1 protein-coding gene is annotated in these 1,464 nt (G+C 68.6%); it reads right to left on the bottom strand.

The genetic code is table 11. From position 1 onward, the window contains the following. Nucleotides 1-185: 185 nt before the first annotated feature. Entirely contained in the window at nucleotides 186-1,397 is a 1,212-nt protein-coding gene (locus tag E1286_RS47240; RefSeq protein WP_425464806.1) for an IS701 family transposase, read from the bottom strand. Nucleotides 1,398-1,464: the final 67 nt, after the last annotated feature.

The raw sequence follows: 1,464 nt of genomic DNA, 5'->3' as shown, positions 1-1,464 counted from the left end.
GTACTACATTCGTAGGTCCGCTGGGAATGGGTCACCGCGTCGCCGGTAGTGGCTGATCAGAGCGCGTGTCTGATGAAGCCGCCGGAAGTGTGACCAAGCCAGGACGTGATCGATGGCGTTGGCCGCTGGGATGAGCAGCCGGGCCAGAACGCGGCGGATCTCGGCCAGTGAGAGCCGCACGAGCCTCACCCTGCTGGTGCCTCCAGGAGCAAGTGGTCTTTTCCCTCGCCTCCGGCTGCATCGGCGCCGGTGGGCAGGGCGGCGCGCATGACGGCCAGGAACGCCAGCGCGAGCAGGGCGATGGTGACGTGCCGGTGCCACGGGGTCCACTTGCGGACCTGGTACTGGGTCAGGCCGAGCAGGTCCTTGCCGTGTTCGTTGTTCTCCTCGATTTTCCAGCGCATCCCGGCTGCGTCGATCAGCTCGGGGACCGGGGTGCCGGCGGGGGCGTGGGCCAGGAAGAACTCCACCTCCGTCGCAGCCGCCACCGAGCGGCGGATCAGCAGCGTGTGCGCGTATCCGGGAGTGGGCTCCTGCCCGGCCACGGTGACGGCCAGGGCGGTCCAGTCGTAGACGCGCATGCCTTTCGTGCCGGTCCCGCATGAGCGGCGTTCCCAGATGCCGGCCTGGCCGAGGGCCAGCAGCCGGTCCAGTGCGTGCCCGGCCGGCTCGGTGCCGCCGCGGAGGGCGACCAGGGGCAGGTCGGTGGGCACCGCCATGACGTAGCCGACGGCGTGTTCATGGCAGAAGGCGCGCAGGTGCGGGTCACGGCCGTAGCCGGAATCGGCGCACAGGTAGCGGAACGGCGTGCCGGCCGCGAGCTCTTCGGCCAGCATGTCGGCCACCAGCTGGGGCTTGGTGCGGAAGACCACCAGCTCGGGCACCCCGGCCCGTGCCCTGCGCTCGCCGTCGTTCGCCCAGGCTTCGGGCAGGTACAGGCGCCGGTTGACGAACGCGTGCCCGACCTCGGAGGCGTAGGTGAGCATCGGCATCACCTGGCAGTTCTCCACCTGGCCGGTCAACCCGCAGTACTGGCCGGCCACGCCGACCGACTTGTCACCCTTCTTGATCGCGCTCGTGTCGTCGGCGATCAGCACCCCATCGGCACGGCCCAGGTGCGCGAGCAGGTAGGAGCGGACCTCGTCACGCAAGGCGTCGACGTCCCATTTCGCGCGGTCCAGCAGGTGTTCGAACCGGTTGGCGGTGGCATGGCCGATGTGGTCGGCCAGCTGCCAGGAGTTCTTGCGCGGCACGTCTGCCAGCAGAGCGCGTACCAGGTCGGCGAACGCCTGCCGCGGTTCGGGCCGGGTGAACAGGGGGCCGGCGATGCGCGTGGTCAGCGCGGTCAGTTCCGTATCCCAGGACACGACAAGATCGTAGGTCAGAGCGCATGTCACGCACTGACGATGAAGCAACTACATCCCGTGGCGGAGCCAAACGAATCAAGATCTACGGATGTAGTAC

The sequence above is a fragment of the Nonomuraea terrae genome (genome assembly GCF_004348995.1).
Classification (GTDB): Bacteria; Actinomycetota; Actinomycetes; order Streptosporangiales; family Streptosporangiaceae; genus Nonomuraea; species Nonomuraea terrae.
This window is presented reverse-complemented; position numbering and strand designations above follow the sequence as displayed.